A 19235-nucleotide genomic window follows, 5' to 3' on the forward strand; every position below is an offset into this window, starting at 1 on the left:
CCACAGGTTAGGCTCTCTCCCCGGTGTCCGCGCCGTACCGTCGCGCGGGCACCGGTGGCAGGTGGACCGACGGACCGGAAGACGGGGGAACGGGGAAGCATGAGCGACGGAGCAGCGCCAGGCGGCGGCGGCGGGGACGGATACGGCGTCAGCGTGGCCGGTCTGAGCGGCGTCACGGACCAACTGAACAAGACGGCGACGGACATCGCCGCGGCCAAGACCGCCTACGCGGGCTCGGTCTGCTACGCGGCCACCGCCTTCGGCGAGTTCGGCATGGACAGCGCGTGGTCCTCCTTCGACAGCGCCTGGTCGAAGGAGATCACCGTCACCCAGCGCGCGCTGGACGAGCTGTCCCAGAAGATGTCGACCACCACGGCCAACTACCGCAACGCGGAGAAGGCCATCACGGCCTCGCTGGTGCCGGCGGGCGGCGGCCGGTGAGCAAGGTCAAGGATCTGGAGAAGGCGCGGCACACCATCGAGAAGGTGAACTTCATGTTCGCCAACCTCCACCTGCTGGAGGGGATCGACCAGGCGCTGGCCGTGCCGGAGCCGGTCGGCGACGTGAGCGCCGTGCAGGCCCGCGCCAAGGACTACGGACAGGCGGCGGCCTCCTTCGGCCAGGCCTCGCAGGACCTCTCCGGGATCGCCACCAACCAGCTGCCCGCGGTCTGGAGCGGCTCGGTGGCCGAGCACGCGACGCAGGCGATCCACGCGATGTCGGAGGAGACCACCACCTCCCAGCAGACCCTCGCCCAGGCCGCCGTCCTGCTGGACACCTGGGCGAGCGAGCTGGACTGGGCGAAGAAGACCGACACCCAGGGCCGCGAACAGCTGCGGTCCGCCGGGGAGCGGGCCCGCCAGGACCCGGGCGGCTTCGACCAGGACGCGATGGCGACCGCGCTGGCCGGCGTCGACGCCCGGCTCGCGGCGGCCCGGCGGGTGGAGAGCACCGGCACCAGCACCGCCAGCAAGCTGAACCAGCTGGCCTCCGCGGCGCGCGCCTCGCGCGCCGGGATGGGCTCGATCGACCCGCTGGCCGCGGTGGTCCTGGCCACCGAGAAGAACCCCGGCGCGGGCGAGGACGGCGGCTACATCCTCACGCCCAACCAGCTCGACCGGGCCAACCAGACCCTCGGTGTGATGACCGGCGCCGACCAGGCGGCGTTCCGCGCGCTGCTGTCCGGCGCGAAGTCCCCCGAGGAGGCGGCCTACCTCTGGAAGGCGCTGGCGGCCGGGCACTCGGTGTCCGACATCCAGCGGTTCGACGCCCAGATCCACCCGCACGGCGACGACCCGGCCTGGCTCGCCAAGCACCTCGTGCCGGCCACCAGCACCGGCGACACCGGCCGGGAGTCCTCGGACAACCTCGACGTCACCTACGGCGGCCAGAACGTCAACATCGACGGCTACGGCCTCTATTCGCAGCGCAACGTCAGCGACTGCGTGGCGGCCTCCACCGTGATCGCCCAGGCCAAGCTGGACCCGCTGATGATGTTCCAGCTGACCACCGGCGGCACCCCGGACGCCCCCGGCGCCGACTCCCCGGAGAACTTCGAGAAGCGGCTTCAGGACACGTACCTCAACGAGTACAAGGACGGCCAGCGGGTCGACGGGAACAAGAAGGTCTACCCGCAGGTGGACAGCGGGCTCGGGCCGAAGGCCCAGACCTACCTGGCCGACAAGGACCTCGGCAAGGCCACCGGCGCCGACTACGAGCACGTCGAGCTGGAGAGCGACGAGGACCGGCGGGCGGCGCTGGCGCGGATCGAGAAGTCCGTCGACGAGGGCCTGCCCGTCCCGATCACCGTGCGGAACGACGACTCGGGTCACCAGATGATGATCATCGGGCGGGACGGTGACAAGCTGCAGGTCTACAACCCCTGGGGCTTCACCTCCTGGGTGACCGAGGAGCAGTTCGTCAACAGCCAGCTCGGCGGACTGACCCCCGGTGAACACCCCCTCAACAAGTCGACCGCGCTGGAGCTGCCGAAATGACGAACGTCCGCCCCGACGCCGAACTGGCGGACCTCGACGTCGCCGCCGCCATCACCCGTGGCCTGCTGCTCACCGGTGGCCCGCGCCAGGCCCTGTTCACCGAGGCCGCCATCGCGGCCGCCCACCGCGCCGAGGCGGCGGGCATCGGCGCGTACCCGCTGGGCTTCCTGGCCCAGCACGTCCGCGCCGGCGGCTTCGCGGCGGCCCTCGCGCTGCCCGAGCCGGTCATCGGCGAGCCGGGCCGGACCGTCGTCCGCGAGTGGCTGCAGGCCGCCGCCGCGAGCGGCGCCGACCTCGGGCGCGAGCACCTGTTCGCGCGCTGGCTGGCGGAGGTCGCGGCGCTGATCGAGCTGCGGCGCAACGCCCGGGAGGCGGACGCCCGGTGACCGCCCGATCCCCGCGCCGCCCGCTCGCCCTCGCGGCCGCCGCCCTGCTGGTCCTGGCGCCGGTGGCCGGCTGTTCGTCCTCCGGCGGGCCGTCGTCGGACGAGCGGCCGGACACCGTCCTCGCCCTGCCCGCCGACCTGGAGGCCGAGGCCGTGGCCGGCGGCAAGCCGGCCTTCGAACCGGCCGACGTCCACCTGGCCGTCGGCCGCTCGGTCGGCGTCAGCCTGACCTCCGCCCCGCTGCCGCACGGCTGGCAGCTGACCGGCGAGGGCGACCGGGCCGTCCTGCACCGGGACGCGGACGCCAAGTTGAGCAGCTGCCCGCCCGACTCCGCGGGCTGCGGCCACACCGTCCGCCAGACCTGGACCGCGACCGCCGCCGGCAGCACCACGCTCACCTGGCACTACGTCGACCGGGCCTCCTGCCGCGAGCCGGGCGACGCCGCCTCCTGCAAGGTGCTGGCGGTCAAGGACGTCCGGGTCACCGTCGGCTGACCGCCGCCGGGGCCCGGGGAGACCGGCCGGGCCGCCGAGGCCGGGGCGAGTCGGGAGCAACGGCGCTCATGGAGTGGGAAGTCGGCCGGGCCGACTTCCCACTCCGGCGGCGACGCCCGGACCCGGCAGGCGGGGTCAGGCGCCCCAGGTCCGGCTGCAGAGCACCAGCCGGTAGCCGTCCGGGTCGGCGACGGTCACGCCGTACTCGTCCCAGTACGGGTTGTGCGCGGCGACCCGGGTGCCGCCGGCGGCCTCCAGCCGGGCCACGGCGGCCTCGTCGACCGGCGCGCCCAGGTAGACGACGAAGAGGTCGTCGACGGTAGGTGTCGGCTCCAGCGGGTGCTCCGGGTCGCGGGTGAGCTCGAAGTGCCAGCTGCCGCCGGCCGGGCCGACCATGATCAGGTCGTGCTCGCCGGACACCCGCTCGGTGGTGCGCCAGAGGACGTCGAGCCCCAGGCCGTCGACGTAGAACCGCTCGGCGGCGGCGAGGTCCCGGGAGGGGCGGGCGACCCGCACCCGCATCGTCGAATCGATCATCGGGCGAGCCTATCGGGGCACCTGACATTCCCTCAGCCCGGGGGACGGGGGCGCCCGCCTCAGAGCCGCCGCAGCCGCTCCTCGTCCGGCGTCCGGGGGCAGGTGATACAGGCGGAGTCCGGCCGGATCGCGTAGTAGAGGCAGCAGCCGAGCCGGGTGCGGGTCGGGTGGCCGCGCCCGTCCTCGCCGCGCAGGAGCCGGAAGTCGGCGGCGCCGAGCAGCGGCTGGGTGCCGCCGGGCAGCACCGCTCCGGCGGCCGCGACGGCGGCGGACTCCTCGCCGAGCATCCGGCCGAGGTACCAGACGGCGGAGGCCAGATCGTCCGTCACCATGCCCCACAGGGCGCGGGTGCCGCGCCGGGTGGCGCCCGAGAAGGCGGTGAGCAGCGGCTCGACGTGGGTGACGACGGAGGCGCGCAGTTCGGCGCGCAGTTCGTCGTCGCCCGGGAGCGTGCTGTGGGCGCGTGGACGGAGTGCGAAGTCACCCGTGGGGGCGTGCATCCAGAGGTCCGCGCCGTCGATGACGGGGACCCGGCGGGCGAGGTGCCAGGGGCCGGCGATCAGGACGCAGACCGACCAGAGGTAGTGGTGCAGCAGCCGGGAGGCGGTGACGTGGGGGCGCGGGGCCTTGCCGTGCTCGGCGGCGATCCGGGCCTCCTCACCGGCCAGCGCGTCGGCCAGCGCGGTCGGATCCGCCGCCAGCTCGACGGCGGAGTACCAGCCCTGAGCACGTGTGGGCGCGGCCTCGACCGCGCCGAGCACGTCGACCCGCAGGGCCGGGGCGAGGTCCAGCAGCCGCCGGTAGTCCGCGTAGAGAGGACAAGGGGCGCATGGGGCGGCGGGCACGGGTGTGGCCCCCAAGATCATCGGTACTCCCCGAGATCGGCTAAGGTGAGCCTCACCTTATACGCGGTACGCACGCCACGGGGGCCGAACTCGGCCTGGTCCGTACCAAGTCGCCAGGACTTGACGAGATAAGGATTGCCTAACCTAAGATCTCGCCCTGTGCTGAGAACCGACCCGCCGGCCGCCACGGCCCCGGCGGTCCCCCGACACCCGACGCTACGGCGGCCGCTCCTGCTGGCCGCCGGCGTCTGCGCGCTCGTGCTGTGCGCCGCGCTGAGCCTCGCTCTCGGCTCCCGCTCCATCCCGCTCTCCACCGTGATCGACGCTCTGACCGGCGCCGGGCACGGTGGCGACGCCGACGTGGTGACGGGCCTTCGGGTCCCCCGGACGGTCATCGGGCTGACGATCGGGGCGGCGCTCGGCGCCGCCGGCGCGGTCGCCCAGGGCGTCACCCGCAACCCGCTCGCCTCACCCGTCACGCTGGGGATCAACGCGGGCGCGGGCTTCGCCGTGGTCGCCGCGATCTACGCCCTCGGCCTCACCCGGCCGGTCGAGTACCTCTGGTTCGCCTTCGCCGGCGCGGCCGTCGCCGCGGTGGCCGCCTACGCGATGTCCCGCCGGGGCGGCGACCTCGACCCCGTCCGGCTGGCCCTCGGCGGCACCGTGCTCACCGTGGTGCTCACCTCCTGGACCTCGGCACTGATGCTGGCCAGTCACCGCACGCTGGACGAGGCGCGGTTCTGGCTGGCCGGCTCCATCGCCGGGCGCCACCTGGACACCCTGACGCCCCTGCTGCCGTTCCTGGCGCTCGGGCTGGTCGGCGCGTTCGCCGTGGCGCCCTCGCTCAACGCGCTCGCCCTCGGCGACGAGAGCGCCCAGGCGCTCGGCGTGCCGGTGGCCCGGATCCGGGTGCTCGGCGGTCTGACCGTCGTCCTGCTGGCCGGCAGCGCCGTCGCCGTCGCCGGACCGATCGCCTTCGTCGGGCTGGCGGCGCCGCACCTGGTCCGGCCGCTGCTCGGAAACGACCACCGCTGGCTGCTGCCGGGCTGCCTGATCACCGGTCCGCTGCTGCTGCTCGCGGCCGACGTGCTGGGCCGGCTGGTGGCCCGGCCGTCCGAGATCGAGGTCGGCATCGTGACGGCCTTCCTCGGCGCGCCGCTGCTCGCGGTGCTGGCCCGGAAGGTGGCCCGATGAGCGTCCTGACCCCGGCGGTGCCCGCCACCGCCGTCGGCACGGCGGCCCGGCGCCGGGCCCGCACCGCCGCCTGGTCGCTGCTCGCCGCCGCCCTGCTGGTCCTGCTGACCGGGATCGCGCTCGGCACCGGCCAGGTCGAGATGTCGGTCTGGGAGGCGCTGCGCGCCCTGGTCGGGCTCGGCGACGCCGGGAACGTGCTGGTGGTGCAGGAGTTCCGGGCACCCCGGGTGGTCTCCGCCCTGATCGCGGGCGCCGCGCTCGCGGTGGCCGGCTCGATGCTGCAACGGCTCTTCCGCAACCCCCTGGCCTCCCCCGACACCATCGGCGTCACCGGCGGCGCGTCGTTCGGCGCGGTGCTGATGCTCGCCACCGGCGCCTCGCAGGAGCTGATCCCGCTCGCCGCGCTCGGCGGCGGGCTGCTCGCCGCCCTGCTGCTCGGCGGCTTCGCCTGGCGGTCGCGGATGGCCGTCACCCGGCTGGTGCTGGTCGGCCTGGCGGTCCAGCAGGGCCTGGCCGCGGCGGTGAACCTGATGATCGTCCGGTTCCCCGCCGAGCTGGCCTCCTCGGCGATGCAGTGGACCACCGGCTCGCTCTACGGACGGGACTGGACCGAGGTCTGGATCGGCGGCACCGCCATCGCGCTCACCCTCGTCGCCGTGGTGCTCAGCCAGCGACGGGTCGCCGTGCTCGACCTCGGCGACGACTCGGCCGGCGGCCTCGGCCTGAACCCGAACCGCGACCGGCTCGTCCTGCTGCTGCTCTCCATCGCGCTGGCCTCGCTGGCCGCCGCGCTCACCGGACCGGTCGCCTTCGTGGCGCTCGCCGTCCCGCACCTGGTCCGCCTGCTGGCCGGACCGCCCACCCTCGGCACGCTCGGCCTCACCGCGCTCGCCGGCGCCGTGCTGCTGCTCTCCGCCGACCTCCTGGTGCTCCATGTGATCCCCGTCCACGGCCTGCCGGTCGGTGCCGTCACCGCCACCCTCGGCGCGCCCTGGCTCCTGGCGCTGATGATCCGCCAGGGCCGGCTTCCCCAGAGGAGCGACCGATGACCCCCGACGTGGCGACCCCCTCCACGGCCCTCGACCCGGCGGGCAACCGCCTCGCCGCCCACGGCCTGCACCTGCGCTACGGCAACCGGGTGGTCGTCGACGGCCTCGACCTGGAGCTGCCCGGCGGCGCCGTCACCGCGATCGTGGGCCCGAACGCCTGCGGCAAGTCGACCCTGCTGCGCGGCCTGGTCCGGCTGCTCGGCCCGGCCGCCGGCACCGTCACCCTGGACGGCTCGGACATCCACCGGATGTCCGCCCGGGCGCTCGCCAAGCGGATGGGCCTGCTCCCGCAGCAGCCCGTCACCCCCGAGGCGATCACCGTCGAGGCGCTGGTCCGGCTCGGCCGCTTCCCGCACCAGCGGCTGCTCACCCCCTGGTCCAAGGCCGACCAGGCCGCCGTCGAGGACGCGCTGGCCCGCACCGGCACCACCGACCTGCGCGACCAGCAGGTGGACCGGCTCTCCGGCGGCCAGCGCCAGCGCGCCTGGATCGCGCTCGCGCTCGCCCAGGACACCGACCTGCTGCTGCTCGACGAGCCCACCACCTTCCTGGACCTCCGGCACCAGCTGGACGTCCTCGACCTGGTCGCCGACCTGCACGCCGAGGCCGGCCGCACCGTCGTCATGGTGCTGCACGACCTCGGGCAGGCCGCCCGCTACGCGGACCACCTGGTCGTCCTCGAGGACGGCCGGCTGGCCGCCGCCGGACCGCCCGCCGAGGTGCTGACCGCCGACCTGGTGGAGGCCGTCTTCCAGGTGCCGTGCCAGGTCGTGCCCGACCCGGAGACCGGCACCCCGCTGGTCGTCCCGCGAGCCCGGACCGGGCGGGCCGCCGCCCGCTGACCCGCCCGACCACCCCGCGGCCGACCCCGCTCACCCGTGGACCGCGCCGCCGCCCCGCCGCACCCCGCCGGCACCGTCCGGCACCCCCGCACCGAAGAGAAGGAACCGTCATGACCCGCTCCGCCCGCGCCGGCAGAGTCCCCGCCGCCGTCCTCGCCGCCGCACTCTCCACGACGCTCCTCGCCGCCTGCGGCAGCACCGGCGGCGACAGCGCCAAGCCCGCCGGGGACGCCGCGTCCGCCCCCGCCGCGGCCGGCTTCCCGCGCAGTGTCACGCACGCCGCCGGCACCGCGGAGATCAAGGCCCAGCCCAAGCGCGTCGTGGTGCTGGACAGCGGTGAGCTGGACGACGTCACCCTGCTCGGCATCACCCCGGTCGGCGCGGTGTCCCCGCACATGAAGACCGAGGGCGGCTTCCCGAACTACCTCAAGGACAAGATCAAGGACACCAAGGACGTCGGCCCGATGGCCGAGCCGAACCTGGAGCTGATCGCCTCCCTCAAGCCCGACCTGATCCTCTCCTCGAAGGTCCGGCACGCCAAGGTCTACGACAAGCTCAACGCCATCGCGCCGACCGTGCTCGCCGAGACCACCGGCTTCCCCTGGAAGGAGAACCTCGCCCTCTACGCCCAGGCCCTCGGCAAGGAGGCCGAGGCCAAGAAGGCGCTGACCGACTACGAGGCCCGCGCGGCCAGGCTCGGCGAGGCGATCAAGGCCAAGAACGGCGGCACCGAGCCGACCGCCTCGGTGGTCCGCTTCGTGGCCGGCCCGACCCGCCTCTACGCCAAGGCCTCCTACAGCGGCGTGGTGCTGAAGGACGTCGGCCTGAGCCGCCCGGCCGCCCAGGACGTGGACCAGAACATCATCGAGGTGAGCGCCGAGCAGATCAACCAGGCCGACGCCGACCTGGTCTTCGTCACCGTCGCCGACGACCCGACCAAGACCAAGCAGAGCGAGGTCCAGGGCACGCCGGTCTGGCAGGGCCTGAACGCCGTCAAGAACGCCAAGGTGTTCAACGTGCCGGACGAGACCTGGATGTCCGGCATCGGCGTCCAGGCCGCCGAGGCCATGCTCGGTGACATCGCCAAGGCCGCCGGCGTCGACGCGCCCAAGTAGCCGCCCGCCCCGGGTGCGCGGGGCGGGGGCCCACCGCCCCGCCCCGCGCCCCGCGTGGCCGCCCGCCCGGCCGCCCGGCCCCAGGCCTCGCCCCTCGCCCCTCGCCCCCGTCACGGAGAGACCCGACATGCGGCTCTACCTGCTCGCCCTCAACCCCACCGACTCGGTCACCCAGGGCTTCCTCCCGGCCGCCGCACGGCTCGGGCTCGACGTCACGGTGCTCACCGACCACGCCGAGCCGCACCGGGACGCCTACGCCGCGCTGGCGTCCGCGCCGGAGGTGGTGGAGTGCGACGTCCGGGACTTCCGCGAGGTGATCGGGCTGATCTCCCGGCGGGAGGCCCCCGACGCGGTGTTCAGCAACAGCGACCACCTGCAGACCCAGACCGCCCTGGCCGCCGAGTACTTCGGGCTGCCGGCCAAGGACTGGAAGGCGGCCCTGCGGGCCAAGAACAAGGGGGAGCTGCGCCGCCACCTGACCGCCGCCGGCCTGGACGCCGTCCGCTCCTTCGAGCTCGACCCCGGCCAGGACCCCTCCGCGCTGCGGGAGTTCGACGTCCCCTTCCCGGCCGTGGTGAAACCGCGCGAGGGCGTCGCCAGCGAGGACGTCTCGCTGGTCGGCGACCGCGCGGAGCTGGAGCTGCGCTGCGCCGAGATCCAGCGGCGGCGGCCCGGCGCGGCGCTGGTCGTCGAGGAGTTCCTGGACGGGCAGTTGTGCACCCTGGAGACGCTCGGCGACGGGAAGCGGCGGCACGTCCTCGGCGGGCTGCGGACCAGACTCTCCGCTCCCCCGCACTTCATCGAGGAGATGCTGGAGTTCGTCCCCGACCACCCGCGGCCGGTGGTCGAGCAGATCCTCGCGCAGCTGGACGCCATCGGCGTCGGACTCGGCGCCTGCCACACCGAGTTCGTCGTGCAGCCGGACGGCCGGGCGCGCATCATCGAGGTCAACTACCGTGCCATCGGCGACCAGTGCGACCTGATGCTCGCCGAGATCCTCGACATCCCGCTGTTCGAGCACATCCTCGCCGCGCACCTCGGCCGTGAGCTGCCCGAAGGCCTCACGGAGCACTGCGCGGCCACCGCGAAGCGGGCCCGCAACGAGGCGGTCTGCGCGGACCGGGCCGGCACCCTCACCGCCGCGCCCGGCCCGCATCACGAGGAGCGCGACGGCGTCCGGCTCAGCTACCAGCCGGTCCGCCCGCTCGGTGAGCGCCACGAGCTCCACCACGCCAACCGCGACTACCTCGGCGTGATCTGGGCCGTCGGCACCGACCAGCAGGCCGTGGACGCCGCCGTCGCCCGCTTCGTCACGGCCAACCGCTGGGAGATCACCCCGTGAGCGCCGCCACCCGCCCCGACGCACCGGCCGACACCCCGCCCGTCGCCGACCAGTTGACCCTGCGGGTACTCTCCGCGCTGCTGCGCGAGGACGTGCTCGGGCTGCGGACCCGCAGCACCCCGCAGGACCGTGCGGACGGCCGCTGGCTGCTGCTGGCCCCGGCCGGCCTCGCCCTGCCGGTGGTCGCCGAGGGCTTCCAGAGCGAGTACGCGGCCCGGCTCCCGCTGCTGGAGCTGGACGGCGCCCCGCTGACCGGTCTGGAGGCCGTCCTGGCGGCCCTGACCGGCCTCGCCGAGGCGGCGGACCGGCCCGGCTGGGCGGCGTTCACCGAGGAGTGCCGGCAGACCCTCGCCACCATGGAGCTGCACGAGCGCACCCGGGCCGAGGTGCACACCGCCCTCACCGACCTCTACGGCGCGGACCCGGCCCGCTGGAGCGGCCCCGCCGCCGCCCTGGGGCACGACGCCCTGGCCGCCCACCTCGACCACCCGGTCTACCCCACCGCCCGCGGCCGCTCCGGTCTCACCGAGCCCCAGCTGCGCGCCTACGCACCGGAGTTCCACCCGGCCTTCGAACTGCGCTGGCTCGCCGTCCCGGCCGGTGCCCTCACCGTGCACGGCGACCGGCCGCTGCCCAGCTGGTGGCCCACCCCGAGCTGGCTCGGCCTCGACCTGGCGGGCGGTGACGACGCCTGGACCACCCTGCCCGTGCACCCGCTCACGGTGGGCGAGCCGCTCGCCGGGGCACTGCGGGCGGCCGGCCTCGACGGCCGCGCGGTCCTCGCCGACCGGCCCTACCTGACCGTCGTGCCCACCCTCTCCATGCGCACCGTGGCCGTCGCCGACGACCCCGGCCACCACCTCAAACTCCCGCTCGCCACCGCCACCCTGGGCCGGCTCAACCGCCGCACCATCAAGCCGGGGACGCTGGTCGACGGCGCCGCCGGGCAGCGGCTGATCGAGGCCGTGCTGGCCCGCGAACCCCGCTTCGCCGACCGGATCCTGCACGCCGACGAGCAGAGCTGGGCCCACGCCGGCCACGAACTGCTCGCCGTGCTGCTCCGCCGCTACCCCGCCGACGCCGGCCTGGACCGCGCCGTGACCGTCCCGCTGGCCGCCCTGCTGGCCCCCGCCCCCGGCGGACGCCTGGTGATCGACCACCTGGCCGACCGCTTCCACGGCGGCGACCCGGTCGCCCTCTACGACGCCCTGCTGGACCTGCTGCTCGACTGGCAGGCCACGCTCTTCGGCTACGGCATCGCGCTGGAGTCCCACCAGCAGAACACCTCGGTGGTGTTCGACGAGGACGGCGGCCTGCGGCTGCTCTACAAGGACGACGACGGGCCGCGGATCCACGCCGGCCGGCTCGCCGCCACGCTGGGCGAACACGGCCCCGGCCGGGCGGAGTTCGACGACGCCCGGATCTTCGGCGACGGCGACCGGCCGCTGACCGACCTCTTCGCCACCATCACCGGCCACCTCTGCACCGGCTCCCTGGCGTTCGGCCTCGCCGCCCACGGCCGCGCCGAACTGGGCGACCTGCTCGACCTGTTGCGCAAACGGCTGGCGGAGGCCACCGAACGGATCGGTCCGGCCGGCGCACCTCTGCGCGCCGCCCTGCTGGACGCCGAGCGACTGCCGGTCAAGGCGATGGTGACCGCCGGGACCCTGCTCACCAAGCAGCGCTCGGGCGCCGCCGACATCAACAAGCACTACACCGACGGGCCCAACTACCTCCGCCCGGACGCCGTCGCGGCAGCACCGGCGGGCGGCGCCGGGGCCACCCGATGAGCGTCGACACCCTGCCGCAGCACCCCGGCAGCACCACCCGCCCCGAGGGGCTCGGCCGGCGCCAGGTGCACGCGGTGGCCGCGTGCTACTTCGTCGCCTCCTTCGCCGCCCTCGGCCTGCCGCCCTACCTGACGGCCATCCTCCCGGCCCTCGGCGACCCGCAGGGCCGCTGGGCGGGCGTGCTCTACATCGTCCCGACCGTGTTCAGCGCCCTCGGTGCCCCGCTCTGGGGCCGGCTCGCCGACCGGTTCGGCCGCAAACGGCTGCTGCTCCGCGCCCAACTCGGCCTCACCGTCTCGTTCCTGCTGGCCGGAGCCGCCGACAGCCTGCCCGCGTTCACGCTCGCGCTCGTCCTCCAGGGCTTCCTCGGCGGCACCTTCGCCGCCACCAACGGCTACCTGGCGGCCGCCCTGGACGGCTCGAAGCTCTCCCTCGCGCTGACCCTGATGCAGGGCAGCGCCCGGGCCGCGCTGGTCGCCGCGCCGATCCTGGTCGGCGCGCTCTCCCCGTGGATCGACCCGCACCGGCAGTACCTGCTGATGGCCGTCCTGCCGCTGACCGCGGCCCTGTTCCTGTCGCTCCTGCCGGAGCCCGACCCGGCCGCCCGGGGCGGCGGCGGCCCGGCCACCGACACCAGTACCGCCACCGGCAGCGGCCCCGGCAGCGACCGGGCCCCCGGCGCCGCGGCCGCCCGGCCCGCCCCGATCGGCCTGCTCTACACCTTCGAGTTCGTGTTCGTCTTCGCCACCGTCATCTCGTTCCCCTATCTGATATCCCTGGCGCAGGAGCGGCTGCCCGGGGTCTCGGGTACGACGACCGGCATCCTGTTCGCCCTGCCGCACCTGTGCTACCTGGCGTTCGCCGCCCGTACGCACACCGCCTTCCTCGCCCGCCCGCACGCCGGCATCGCGCTGGGCTTCGGCTTCGTCGCGCTCGGCCTCGCCGGGCACGCCGCCGCGCACTCGCTGGTGGCGTTCGTCGCCGTCCGGCTGCTGCTCGGGGCCGGGCTCACCCTCGGCCTGGTCTGCCTCTCCGTGCTGGCCGCCGAGGCCGCCCGCGGCCGGGCACCGGGGCGGATGTTCGGCACCCTCGAATTCGTCTCCAAGGGCGGCGCGGTGGCCGCCGGCGCCGTCGCCGCGCTGGCCAACGGCCGCTTCGGCGCCGCCGCCCCCGTGCTGGTCGGCACCGCCGCCGCACTGCTGGCCGCCACCGCGGCCGCCACACTCGTCTTCCCGACCCGCATCCGCTGGAGTAGTCGCCGATGACACACGACCTGACCGACCACGAACTGCCCACCCCCGACGACGCGGTCGCCCACACCCTGCTCAACTGCCTGCTGCGGGAGGTCTCGGGACCGGAACACCAGACCGCGGTCACCGACGGTCGGCTGCTGATGCGCCTGCCCCGCCGGGGCGTCCTGCTCCGGGTCGCGCTGCGCCGCACCTCGCTGCTCGGCGCGCACCGCTTCACCGGCCCGGTCGAGGAGGAACGGGCCGCGGGCTGGGTCCCGTTGGCCTGGCGGGAGCTCGCCGGACACGTCCAGGACGAGCTGGAGCTGCGCACCGGCACGGTGAACGAGGAGTTCCTCGACCAGCTGACGTCCAGTCACGCGGGCGTGCGCGCCGGGCTGGAGAACCGGCCGGCCCCGGGCCCGGACCGCTACCTGGAGTCCGAGCAGGCCCTGCTGTTCGGCCACCGCTTCCACCCCGCGCCCAAGTCCCGCTCGGCCGAGCGCGGCGACTGGCGCGCCTACGCCCCCGAGTCGCGCGCCGCGTTCCGGCTGCGGCACCTCGCCGTGCGGCGGGAGCTGATCGCGGAGTCCTCGCTGGACGCCTCGGCGACGGCGCTGCTGGACGGCCTGGGCCGGGCCCCGGTCGGCTACCGGCTGCTGCCCGTCCACCCCTGGCAGTACGAACTCCTCGCCGACCACCCGCTGCTGCGCGGCGCCCTGGAGCGCGGGGACGTCGTGGACCTCGGGCCCGGCGGTGAGCCCTTCGCCGCGACCGCCTCGGTGCGCACGCTGCACGGCGCGGGCGCGTTCCTGAAGTTCAGCCTCAACGTGCGGATCACCAACTGCCTGCGCAAGAACGCGGCGTACGAGCTGACCGGCGCCGTCGCGCTGACCCGGCTGCTGGCCCCCGCGCTGGGCGACCTCGCCGAGCGGTACCCGAACGCCGCGATGCTGCGCGAACCGGCCTTCCGCACGCTGGCCCTGCCGGGCGCGGACGGCCTCCCCGACCGGGCCCTGTACGAGGGCTTGGGCCTGATCGTCCGCGAGGGCTTCGCCGGGGTGCTGCGGCCCGGCGTCACCCCGCTGCTGGCCGCCGCCGTCGCCGACGAGCACCCGACCAGCTCCGCGCACATCTCGCGGCTGCTCGGCGAGGACGCCGACGCCGGCGAGGCGCTCGCTTGGTGGACGGACTACCTGCGGCTGCTCGTCCCGCCGGTGCTCGCCGCCTACTTCGACCACGGCGTGGTGCTGGAACCGCACCTGCAGAACGTGCTGATCGGCGTCGACGCCGCCGGGCGGCCCGCCCAGGTGCTCTTCCGCGACCTGGAGGGCACCAAGCTCGTCCCCGACCGCAATGCCGCGCTGCTCGCCGCGCTGCCGCCGGAGGTGGCCGGCCCGATGGCCTACGACGCCGAGCGCGGCTGGGACCGGGTGGTCTACTGCCTGCTGGTCAACCACGTCGCCGAGCTGCTGGCCGCGCTCGCCGACCGCCACCCGGAGGCGGAGGGCGCCCTGTGGGAGGCCGTCCGGGACACCCTGCAGGAGTACGCCGACGCGCACGGCCGCCCGCCCCGGCTGCGTGCCCTGCTGGCGGGGGTGCCGCTGCCCGCCAAGGCGAATCTGCTCACCCGCTGGGAGCGCCGGCCCGACCGCGAGGCGGGCTACGTCCGGCTGCCCTCGCCGCTGGCCGGCTCCGTCCTGGCGGAGGCCGCGCGGCTGCGCCTGCCGGCCGCCCGCACGCCGGCCTGGAGCAGCCGGTGAGCCCCGCCCGCCGCCCGACCGCCGACCGGGTGCGGCGCAGGCCCGCCCGCCGCCCGACCGCCGCCGCCGTCCCCACCTGGAGTCACCGATGACCGACGCCGTCCGCCGGCACGTCGCCGCGCTCGCCCCGGAGGCGCTGCCCGCGTACGTCTACGACCTGGCGGCGCTGCGTGCGCACGCCGCCGCCGTCCGGGCCGCGCTGCCCGCCCGCGTCGAGCTGTACTACGCCGCCAAGGCCAACCCGGAGGCGCCCGTGCTGGCCGCGCTGCGGGCCGCCGTCGACGGCTACGAGGTCTCCAGCGGCGGCGAGCTGGCCCACGTGCGGCAGGCCGTCCCGGACGCGCCGCTGGCCTTCGGCGGACCGGGCAAGACGCCCGCCGAGATCGTGGCCGCCCTGGACGCCGGGGTGCACCGCTGGCACGTCGAGAGCGAGCAGGAGCTGTACCGGCTCGCCGCCGCCCTGACCGACCGGCCGGACGCCGCGGTGGACGTCCTGCTGCGGGTCAACCTGCCGGTCGGCGCGGGCGCGCTGGACACGGTGGCGCTCGCGATGGGCGGCCGCCCGACCCCGTTCGGGCTGGACCCGGACCGCGCCGAGGCCTGCGCCCGGCTGCTGACCGACCCGCTCGGGCCCTTCGGCCCGCTGCTCCCCCGGCTGAGGCTGCGCGGCGTGCACGCCCACCTGGCGAGCGGGCTGGCGGCGGCGGAGCAGCTCGCCGTCGCCGGGCAGATCGTCGAGTGGTCGGCCCGCACGGCCCGGCGGCACGGCTTCGCGCTGGCGGAGGTCAACGTGGGCGGCGGCATGGCCGTCGACTACGCGGACCCCCGGGCCCGCTTCGACTGGACGGCCTTCGGCGAGGGCCTGGCGAAGCTGCTGGAGCGCCACCCGGGGCCGACCCTGCGGATCGAGCCGGGCCGCGCGCTGACCGCGTACTGCGGCTGGTACGCCACCGAGGTGCTGGACGTGAAGCAGAGCCACGGCGAGGACTTCGCGGTGGTCCGCGGCGGCACCCACCACCTGCGCACCCCGGCCACCCGGGGGCACGACCAGCCGTTCGCCGTGCTGCCGGTCGACGCCTGGCCGCACCCGTGGCCGCGCCCGACCGTCACCACCGGCCGGGCCACCCTGGCCGGGCAGCTCTGCACCCCGAAGGACGTCCTCGCGCACGCCGCCCCGGCGGCGCGGGGCCTGCGGACCGCGGACCGGGTGCTCTTCGCGATGGCCGGCGCCTACGCGTGGAACATCTCGCACCACGAGTTCCTGATGCACCCCCGCCCGGGCTTCCACTACCTGGGCGAGGACGGCTGACGGCGGCCGGGCGGCGGACCGGGAGCGCGTCCCCCGGCCCGCCGCCCGGCGCCCGCGACGGGCGCTCCGGGGGCTGGCGAAGGTCAACACCGCACTGACGTGCGAAAGTGGTAGCCAGCGAAGGGAGCGCGCAACGTGCTGATGGACAGGGTGGCGGAGATTCTCGCCGAGGCGTGCGCCGAGGTGGTGGAGCCGCGGTTCCGCGCGCTGGCAGCCGGCGAGGTCATGGAGAAGGCTCCCGGCGAGGTCGTGACGATCGCGGACCGCGAGGCCGAGGTGATCATCGAACGGCGGCTGCGCGAGCTGCTGCCCGTCCCGGTGGTCGGCGAGGAGGCCGTGTCCGCCGATCCGTCGCTCGCGCTGGCCCTGCACACGGAGCCCGCCGCCTGGCTGGTCGACCCGGTCGACGGCACCTCGAACTTCATCGCCGGCCGCCCCGACTACGCCGTGATGGCCTCGCTGGTCCGGTCCGGGCAGACCGTCGCCTCCTGGATCTGGCAGCCGGCCACCGCCACCTGTTACACCGCCGAGCTCGGCTCCGGCGCCTGGTGCAACGGCGAGCGGCTGACCAGGCCCCTCGCGGCCGGCCCGCCGACCGAGTGGCGCGGCTCGCTGAAGAGCCGCTTCCTGGAGCCGGAGCTGCGCCGGACGCTGGAGGCGAACGCCGCGGCCGGCTTCGGCGAGATCACCCCGGGCCGCAACGCGGCCGGGATCGAGTACCCGGACCTCGTCGACGGCGCGCTGGACTTCATCCTCTACTGGCGCACCCTGCCGTGGGACCACGCGCCCGGTTCGCTGCTGGTCACCGAGGCCGGCGGGGTCTCCGCCCGGCTCGACGGCAAGCCCTACCGGCCGGAGGCCCCGGGCGGCGAGGAGGGCCTGCTGGTCGCCGCCGACCCGGAGTGCTGGGAGCGCGCCCGCGCCGTCCTGTTCGGCCGGTAGGGGCCAGGAGCTGGCCGGGCCTGCGGGCCGCACGGCCGCCTGGCCGCACCGCCGGCCCGGCCGGCACCGGCTACCAGAGCACCGGGAGCCGCTCCGGCAGGCGCTTGATGAAACCGGGCCGCCACGCCAGCTGCTCGACCGGCAGGGCCAGCCGCAGGCCCGGCAGGCGCTCGACCAGCGCCGTGATCGCGATCTCGGCGTGCGTGCGGCCGAGTGCCGAGGCGGGGCAGAAGTGCCGGCCCGCGCCGAAGGCCAGGTGCGGGTTGTCGACCCGGTCGAAGTCGATCCGCTCCGGGTCCGGGAAGACGGCCGGGTCGTAGTTCGCCCCCTCGACCAGGACCAGCACCAGCTCCCCCGCCTTCACCAGCACCTCACCGACCCGGACGTCCGCCAGCGCGATCCGGGGCAGCGCGTCGCCGATCGACAGGTTGACCCGCAGCAGCTCGTCCACCGCCCGGCCGATCAGCGCGGGCTCCCGGCGCAGCCGCTCGGCCAGCTCGGGCTGCCGGGCCAGGTAGATGACGGCGTGCAGCAGGAACGAGGAGGTGGAGACGGCGCCCGCGCCGAACAGCGAGAGCGCGACGGTGGCCAGCAGCTCGTCGCCGACCCGGTCCGCGGCGTCCGGCGAGCGCCGCAGTTCGGCGAACCGGCCCAGCAGGCCCTCGGTGGGCGCCGGCTCCGCCGCGAGCCGCTCCCGAACGTAGCCGAGGTCCTTGTACCAGTTGGGCGCGGAGCCCTCGAACGGCACCGGGCTGGTGACGAAGGCGACGTCGATGCCCGCCATCAGCCGCCGCCAGTCCTCGACGGGCAGGCCGAGCAGCCGGCAGTGCAGGGCGGCGGAGTAGGGCTCGGCGAAGCCGTCCCGCAGGTCGGCCGGGGCGCCCTGGCCGACCAGGGCGTCGATCAACCGGTGCGCCTCGGCCTGCAGCCAGCCGTCCAGCTCCTTGTCCGCGCGCGGCGAGAGGGTCTTCATGACGGCGTTGCGCAGGCCGGCGCCGTTGATCTTGCCCATGTTGTCGACCACCTCGGGCGGGATGGTCAGCGCGTACTGGCGGGGGACGCCGGGGTTGGCGGTGTCCTTGAGGCTGAAGCGCTCGTCCTCCAGCACCTGCTTGGCCAGCGGGTAGCTGCTGACCAGCCAGGCCGGGTCGCCGGTCATGGTGCGGACCGGGGCGACGGGCTGCTCGGCGCGCAGCCGGTTCGCCTCCTCGGGCAGGACGTCGCCCCGGCGGGAGAGCGGGAAGGTGAGGTCGGTCATGGGGGTACTCCCTGGGATCGGGCAGCGGGTACGGGGGGCGGCCCCACGAGGGCGGGGCGGGTGTGCGGGCACCGGTCGGGGCCCGGGCGCGCGGGCGGTCGGCCGGGCTGACCGCGGCACGGGTACGTGCGGGCGCGGCGCGGGTACGTGCGGGCGCGGCGCGGGTACGTGCGGGGCGCGGCCGGGTCGGGCCGCACGGGTCAGGTCGGGTGCGGTCAGGTCGGGTGCGGTCAGGCCGCGCGGGTCCCGGCGACGGCGCCCGCGGCGGCCGTCGGCGCGGCCGGGCGGACCACCGCGTAGCCCTGGCCGGGCGCCGCCCGCAGACCCTCCGAGCGACCGAACAGCACTGGGGTGAGCGGGAGTTGGAGGTGGTAGCAGCTCACCGAGGAGGGCACGCCGAGCAGTGCCGGAGTGTCCAGGAAGAACGGCAGCTCGGCGGCTATGTAGCGGAGCCCGGCGGCCAGTTGGGGCTCGTTCGGCGCAAGCCCCTCGTCCAGCCGGGCGGCCAGGAAACCGCGCGCCATCGCCTCGGCGGCCGCACCGAAGTCCCGGTCGGCGCGGAGTGCGTCGAGGGCCTCCCGATGCAACCGCCGGTAGACGGGGTGGCCGGTGAACTCGGAGAGCGCGTGCGCCCGGACGGCGCCGCGGTGGCCGGCCTCCTCGACGCCGCGGGCGATCCGGCGGGCGGTGGCCTTGATCTCCTTGGCAGCCCGCCGGTGCGCGTGTTCGGGGGTGTAGCCGAAGGTCTCGTACTGTGCCTCGACATGCAGATCGGCGTGGACGATGTCGATCCGATCGAAGAACTCCAGCCCCCACCCGATGAGTTCGGCGATTCGGCGGTGACTGAAATAGCTGTTCCCGGGACTGACACCGATGAGCAGGTGCTCACCGCGGCGCCAGATCTCGCGGCAGCGGTCGGAGAACGGAAGGGCCTCGTACCCGGTCGTATCGATGGGTGTGGCACGTTCACCCGGGAGGGTTTCGCGCATGCCTTGCCTCCGCTTCGCAGGAATGGTCACAGGACTGGCTTCAGGTGGTTCACGCGGTTTTACCGGGAATTCACAGAAGTGCATGACGGCAGCCGGAGTTCGCCCGGAGTCGGGGGTGGGGGCACCGCATGCTGATGACGCGCGCCTGGTCAGG

At 75.3% G+C, this 19235-nt stretch carries 18 protein-coding genes; 14 read left to right on the forward strand and 4 right to left on the reverse strand.

What is annotated here, in order from left to right; genetic code table 11:
• Positions 1-99: 99 nt before the first annotated feature.
• From ACIF6L_RS10510 to ACIF6L_RS10525, 4 genes are read left to right on the forward strand one after another with little or no spacing between them, the layout of a single operon-like run.
• Complete coding sequence (locus tag ACIF6L_RS10510) at positions 100-441, forward strand: type VII secretion target (RefSeq protein ID WP_396487843.1); 342 nt, start codon at positions 100-102, stop codon at positions 439-441.
• On the forward strand, positions 438-1997 hold the full coding sequence (locus ACIF6L_RS10515) for a hypothetical protein (protein ID WP_329490534.1): 1560 nt from the start codon (positions 438-440) through the stop codon (positions 1995-1997). Before ACIF6L_RS10510 ends, ACIF6L_RS10515 begins: the two co-directional genes overlap by 4 nt.
• Positions 1994-2383, forward strand: a complete 390-nt coding sequence (locus tag ACIF6L_RS10520) for a hypothetical protein (protein WP_329490533.1) — start codon at positions 1994-1996, stop codon at positions 2381-2383. The genes ACIF6L_RS10515 and ACIF6L_RS10520 overlap by 4 nt, the downstream gene beginning before the upstream one ends.
• Positions 2380-2877 (forward strand): hypothetical protein, encoded by a 498-nt coding sequence (locus ACIF6L_RS10525; protein WP_396487846.1) that lies wholly within the window; start codon positions 2380-2382, stop codon positions 2875-2877. The genes ACIF6L_RS10520 and ACIF6L_RS10525 overlap by 4 nt, the downstream gene beginning before the upstream one ends.
• A 135-nt stretch (positions 2878-3012) precedes the next feature.
• Here ACIF6L_RS10525 and ACIF6L_RS10530 read toward each other — a convergent pair whose 3' ends face one another.
• Positions 3013-3414 carry a VOC family protein gene (locus ACIF6L_RS10530; protein ID WP_329490531.1) on the reverse strand — a complete coding sequence of 134 codons (402 nt, stop codon included), beginning with the start codon at positions 3412-3414 and terminating at the stop codon, positions 3013-3015.
• A gap of 59 nt (positions 3415-3473) precedes the next feature.
• Positions 3474-4280: a (2Fe-2S)-binding protein gene (locus tag ACIF6L_RS10535; protein WP_359804266.1), complete on the reverse strand. Its 807-nt coding sequence runs from the start codon at positions 4278-4280 to the stop codon at positions 3474-3476.
• Positions 4281-4490: 210 nt separating this feature from the next.
• Here ACIF6L_RS10535 and ACIF6L_RS10540 point away from each other — a divergent pair, with 210 nt between their 5' ends.
• The 10 genes from ACIF6L_RS10540 (at position 4491) to ACIF6L_RS10585 (ending at position 16834) form a co-directional block, all read left to right on the forward strand.
• Positions 4491-5453, forward strand: a complete 963-nt coding sequence (locus ACIF6L_RS10540; RefSeq protein WP_329492333.1) for an iron ABC transporter permease — start codon at positions 4491-4493, stop codon at positions 5451-5453.
• Positions 5450-6502 carry a FecCD family ABC transporter permease gene (locus tag ACIF6L_RS10545; protein ID WP_396487849.1) on the forward strand — a complete coding sequence of 351 codons (1053 nt, stop codon included), beginning with the start codon at positions 5450-5452 and terminating at the stop codon, positions 6500-6502. The genes ACIF6L_RS10540 and ACIF6L_RS10545 overlap by 4 nt, the downstream gene beginning before the upstream one ends.
• On the forward strand, positions 6499-7344 hold the full coding sequence (locus ACIF6L_RS10550; RefSeq protein WP_396487851.1) for an ABC transporter ATP-binding protein: 846 nt from the start codon (positions 6499-6501) through the stop codon (positions 7342-7344). The genes ACIF6L_RS10545 and ACIF6L_RS10550 overlap by 4 nt, the downstream gene beginning before the upstream one ends.
• Positions 7345-7454: 110 nt before the next feature.
• On the forward strand, positions 7455-8459 hold the full coding sequence (locus ACIF6L_RS10555) for an ABC transporter substrate-binding protein (RefSeq protein WP_396487853.1): 1005 nt from the start codon (positions 7455-7457) through the stop codon (positions 8457-8459).
• A 127-nt stretch (positions 8460-8586) separates the two neighbouring features.
• A complete protein-coding gene (locus ACIF6L_RS10560; protein ID WP_396487854.1) occupies positions 8587-9801 on the forward strand; it encodes an acetyl-CoA carboxylase biotin carboxylase subunit family protein in 1215 nt (404 codons plus the stop codon).
• Positions 9798-11591, forward strand: coding sequence for an IucA/IucC family protein (locus tag ACIF6L_RS10565; RefSeq protein WP_396487856.1), 1794 nt, complete (start codon positions 9798-9800; stop codon positions 11589-11591). Before ACIF6L_RS10560 ends, ACIF6L_RS10565 begins: the two co-directional genes overlap by 4 nt.
• A complete protein-coding gene (locus ACIF6L_RS10570; protein WP_396487858.1) occupies positions 11588-12856 on the forward strand; it encodes an MFS transporter in 1269 nt (422 codons plus the stop codon). The genes ACIF6L_RS10565 and ACIF6L_RS10570 overlap by 4 nt, the downstream gene beginning before the upstream one ends.
• Positions 12853-14583, forward strand: coding sequence for an IucA/IucC family protein (locus tag ACIF6L_RS10575; RefSeq protein ID WP_396487860.1), 1731 nt, complete (start codon positions 12853-12855; stop codon positions 14581-14583). The genes ACIF6L_RS10570 and ACIF6L_RS10575 overlap by 4 nt, the downstream gene beginning before the upstream one ends.
• Positions 14584-14671: 88 nt before the next feature.
• A complete protein-coding gene (locus tag ACIF6L_RS10580; RefSeq protein ID WP_396487862.1) occupies positions 14672-15892 on the forward strand; it encodes a type III PLP-dependent enzyme in 1221 nt (406 codons plus the stop codon).
• A gap of 141 nt (positions 15893-16033) precedes the next feature.
• Entirely contained in the window at positions 16034-16834 is an 801-nt protein-coding gene (locus ACIF6L_RS10585) for an inositol monophosphatase (protein WP_329492330.1), read from the forward strand.
• Positions 16835-16904: 70 nt separating this feature from the next.
• Here ACIF6L_RS10585 and ACIF6L_RS10590 read toward each other — a convergent pair whose 3' ends face one another.
• Both ACIF6L_RS10590 and ACIF6L_RS10595 read right to left on the reverse strand, forming a co-directional pair.
• On the reverse strand, positions 16905-18092 hold the full coding sequence (locus ACIF6L_RS10590; RefSeq protein ID WP_396487863.1) for a cytochrome P450: 1188 nt from the start codon (positions 18090-18092) through the stop codon (positions 16905-16907).
• A gap of 230 nt (positions 18093-18322) precedes the next feature.
• A complete protein-coding gene (locus ACIF6L_RS10595; protein WP_396487865.1) occupies positions 18323-19081 on the reverse strand; it encodes a tRNA-dependent cyclodipeptide synthase in 759 nt (252 codons plus the stop codon).
• Positions 19082-19235: the final 154 nt, after the last annotated feature.

Origin of the sequence: Kitasatospora sp. NPDC086009, assembly GCF_044540385.1 — a bacterium.
Taxonomy (GTDB): domain Bacteria; phylum Actinomycetota; class Actinomycetes; order Streptomycetales; family Streptomycetaceae; genus Kitasatospora.